At 45.6% G+C, this 3,995-nt stretch carries 5 protein-coding genes; 4 read left to right on the top strand and 1 reads right to left on the bottom strand.

The window, feature by feature from the left end; translation table 11 throughout:
• Positions 1-26: 26 nt before the first annotated feature.
• Entirely contained in the window at positions 27-320 is a 294-nt protein-coding gene (locus ACWB0I_RS17180) for an RNA recognition motif domain-containing protein (protein WP_479389317.1), read from the bottom strand.
• 373 nt (positions 321-693) lie between these two features.
• On the opposite strand from ACWB0I_RS17180, the gene ACWB0I_RS17175 reads away from it, so the two are divergent.
• The 4 genes from ACWB0I_RS17175 to ACWB0I_RS17160 form a co-directional block, all read left to right on the top strand.
• Complete coding sequence (locus tag ACWB0I_RS17175; protein ID WP_479389316.1) at positions 694-2,058, top strand: hypothetical protein; 1,365 nt, start codon at positions 694-696, stop codon at positions 2,056-2,058.
• 420 nt (positions 2,059-2,478) lie between these two features.
• Positions 2,479-3,291 carry a glucosamine-6-phosphate deaminase gene (gene nagB, locus ACWB0I_RS17170; protein WP_479389315.1) on the top strand — a complete coding sequence of 271 codons (813 nt, stop codon included), beginning with the start codon at positions 2,479-2,481 and terminating at the stop codon, positions 3,289-3,291.
• 101 nt (positions 3,292-3,392) lie between these two features.
• Positions 3,393-3,563 (top strand): DUF4954 family protein, encoded by a 171-nt coding sequence (locus ACWB0I_RS17165; protein ID WP_479389314.1) that lies wholly within the window; start codon positions 3,393-3,395, stop codon positions 3,561-3,563.
• Positions 3,532-3,995, top strand: a 464-nt coding sequence (locus tag ACWB0I_RS17160; protein WP_479389313.1) for a DUF4954 family protein, incomplete at its 3' end; no start/stop codon positions are given. The genes ACWB0I_RS17165 and ACWB0I_RS17160, both read left to right, overlap by 32 nt.

The raw sequence follows: 3,995 nt of genomic DNA, 5'->3' as shown, positions 1-3,995 counted from the left end.
AGCAGGGCTTTGATGTTTTTCAGCTTTTACCAGGAACGGTTACTACGATTCCCGAAACCGCGGTTATCCGAACGTTCAGTACGAGGACGGGCTTTGTTGACCACTAAGTTGCGGCCACCCAGTTCCGTATTGTGGATGTTGTCGATGGCGTTCTGCGCTTCCTCATCATTTTCCATGGTGACAAAACCAAAGCCACGTAATTCACCGGTGTACCGATCACGAAGTAATTTAACTTCTGATACGCTGCCATACGCTTCGAACAACTCTCTGATTGGTTGTTCTTCGCTGTTTCTGGGAATGTTCCCTACATAGATATTCACTATGAAACTCCTTAAAAAAATAAATAAAAAAATTAACTCAGAAATTCGAAACTGCCAACATGGGGTTTACTTAAAGGAAAGAAAAAAATCTTCTCCGTAGTCAAACACAGGTTGGTCTAACGAATAACTGGTCTCAATATAAGGTGCTTTCCATCAAAAACCAAATAAATATTTAACACATAACTGCAGGCCGGTTGAATCAGTCTGTAAAGAGAGAAAAGGAATGTAGAACTACTGTTGCTGAGGTGGCCTAATGAAAGATTGGCGACTGAGGGACTTAAGTCTGATGCGACCGATTTTCCGCAGCGTATTTTCAAGGTAAAAACAGGGTATAAAGGCTCCTGGCCAGGGACAGAACCTTTTTGGAAATTCTTTGTTTTTAAAACTTCAGAACTTCTGGTTTGAAATAGAATTTTTCTGTACTTTTAACCTTATGGAAACACGTTTGACTCTGAAACGGATTTTTGTATTCTGGTATCCGCTGTCAGCCACCTGGTTGATGATGGCTTTTGAAGGACCTTTTATCGCTGCCGTTATCGCCCGCTTGCCGGAGCCCAAATACAATCTGGCAGCTTACGGCGTAGCCTTCGCTTTTGCTCTTATTGTCGAATCGCCGGTCATCATGATGCTCAGCGCATCCACTGCCCTGGTCAAAGATCAGCTCTCCTTTTTGAAATTGAAACGTTTTACATACGGGCTTAACGGGCTGATTACCGTCTTTATGCTCATCGTTTTGATTCCTGATGTTTTCTATTTTTTAGCCATGGATTTAATCGAATTGCCGCAGCGAGTGGCGGATTTAACACATGGCGCCTTGTGGCTTCTGCTGCCCTGGCCAGGGGCTATAGGCTATCGGCGATTTTATCAGGGTCTGTTAATTCGACACAATTTAACACGACGTGTGGCTTACGGCACGGCCATTCGTTTACTTTCCATGGCCTCGGCCGGTTTAACCGGCGCCTTCTATCTAAAATGGCCTGGCGCTTACGTAGGAGCGCTGGCTCTGAGTACGGGCGTGACCATCGAAGCCCTGGCTAGCCGACTGATGACCTGGCAGGTGGTTCAACAGCTTAAAAAGCAAAGCATAACCGAAAGTCCATTGAGCTACCCGGGCATTGTTAAATTCTATTACCCGCTGGCCCTGACCTCCCTGATCGCCCTGGCCGTTCAACCGATGATCACTTTTTTCCTGGGGCAGAGCAGAATGGCTCTGGAGTCCCTGGCCGTGCTGCCGGTTATTAATTCGTTGATCTTTATCTTTCGCAGCTTCGGACTCTCCTTTCAGGAGGTGGGCATTACCTTTTTAGGAGAAAAGAATGAAGGCTTTCGCCCTCTGTTGCAATTTGCCCTGATTTTAATCGCCTTTGTCAGTGGCGCTTTGAGTTTGATCGGCTTTACCCTGTTGCATGATTTCTGGTTTCATACGGTGTCTGGTTTGAGCCAGGAACTGACTGATTTTGCCCGCTTGCCTGTGCGCATTCTGATTTTGCTACCGGCCATGTCGGTCGTTCTCTCCTTTCAGCGAGCCATTCTGGTCACGCATCGTCACACAACGCCGATAACCATGGGCACTTTGCTTGAAGTCAGTTTAATCGCCGTGTCCTTACTGATTTTTGTGAAACATCTGCAATGGATCGGCGCAGTAGCAGCCGCTCTGGCGTTGATCATTGGGCGTCTGGCCTGTAATAGCTATTTGTTGTTTTCAGTTCAGAAAGTCTTGAAAAATCGCAAATATTAAATGGCGCCTTTCCTTAATCTCGAGCTGAAGCTCGAGTTACGTTGCGCCTGTAAATTGTCTGCAAATGTAAGTCCCGCTGAAGTGGGATTCGAAATGACATTCCGGCACAGGCTTTCACTGCCTGGACCTGATTGCCCCTTAATAAAACAATTCGTAATTCGTAATTTTAAATTTTAAATTAAATCTTCTCTTTTGCCCATGCCTGCCTTTGCTTTGATTACTGTAGTTGATGAAATGTTTTGTCTCTGCAGCCGTAGTTTTTGTTTTAAATTTTGTGGATGTTGGATCTATCAAAAGCAGATCATCAAAAAAAATTTTAAAATGGAGAAAAAAATTATTATCTTTCTAAAAAGTTTGTTCGGGAAATTAACCAATGTCAAAACCGTAATTCAAAGGCCAATTTGAAGAAAGGAGCCCGCCATGCGTATTCTTATCCACAAGGATTACGATTCACTCAGTAAATGGGTGGCCCATTACATTGCCAGCAAAATCAACCAGTTCAATCCGACACCGGATAAGCCTTATGTGTTGGGTTTGCCCACCGGTTCGTCGCCGCTCGGAACTTACAAAGAGTTGATTCAACTGTACAAACAGGGCAAAGTCTCTTTCAAAAATGTCATCACTTTTAATATGGACGAATATGTCGGTCTGCCGGAAGACCATCCGGAAAGTTACCACTACTTCATGTGGAGCAACTTTTTCAGTCATATCGATATTAAAAAGGAAAATGTGAATATTCTGGACGGCAATGCACCGGATCTACAAAAGGAATGCGATGAATATGAACAGAAGATTAAAGATGTGGGAGGCATTCACCTCTTTTTAGGCGGTATTGGCCCTGACGGGCATATTGCTTTTAATGAACCTGGATCGTCACTGACTTCCCGCACGCGCATTAAAACCTTAACCTACGATACGCGTCTGGCCAATTCCCGCTTCTTCAATAACGACATCAATCAGGTGCCCAAAACGGCGCTGACGGTGGGCGTGGGCACGATTATGGACGCCCGGGAAGTGGTCATTATTATCAGCGGTTACAATAAAGCGCGCGCCCTGCAAAAAGTGGTGGAAGAGGGCGTCAACCACATGTGGACCGTTTCCATGCTGCAACTGCACCGCAAAGCCATGATTGTTTGCGATGACGAATCGACCATGGAGTTGAAGGTTGGTACCGTTAAATATTTTAAAGATATCGAAGCGCAGGCCTTAAGCCGTTTACCAGAGCTTGATTAAAACTACGCCCCGGGACTCACTGCGGGGGGTTCCGGGGAATTTTACAGCAAGGAACAGTAAAAAGTAAATCAGGTATTTAAGCCAGAATTCAGGAGCGCTATATGGAGTTTAAAACCTTAAGTCCGGCAGAAATAAACCAGCTTAAAGAACAGGGTTGCCGTGCGGAAGACTGGTCCGCTGTTTTAATACATCGCGAAACGGATCTGGCCCGCATTCTCTTTGTGACTTTTAAGGGAAAAGTTGCCGTCGGGAAAATTAAGCGACTTCATTGAGATTGAGCCCGGGCGCGTGGAAAAATGCGGCCTGCAGCATGTGACGCTGGATTCTACGGTCATTGCCGATGAGGTTTATTTAAATAATGTTGGTTTGATTAAAAATTACGCCATTGGCGACGGCGCGGCCATTGAACAGATCCATCTTTTGAGCACCACGGGCCAAACGACTTTCGGCAATGGCGTGCAAATTGAAGCATTGAACGAAGGCGGAGGGCGCGAATTGATCATCTTTGACCAGCTTTCCGCGCAGATCGCCTATTTACAGACGATCTACCGCCACGACCCCCAACTGATCGATGCCCTGCAAAAGATGATCGATCAATATGTTGAAGGGCAAAAGAGGAGCATTGGAGTGATCGGAAACCAGGCCAGAATATTGCGCTGCAATCAGATCATCAACGTTAAGATTGGCGCTTTTGCCGTCATTCG

It is taken from the genome of Caldithrix sp. (assembly GCF_056497305.1).
The sequence above is the reverse complement of the archived record's forward strand: the minus strand, read 5'-3'. Positions and strand labels throughout refer to the sequence as shown.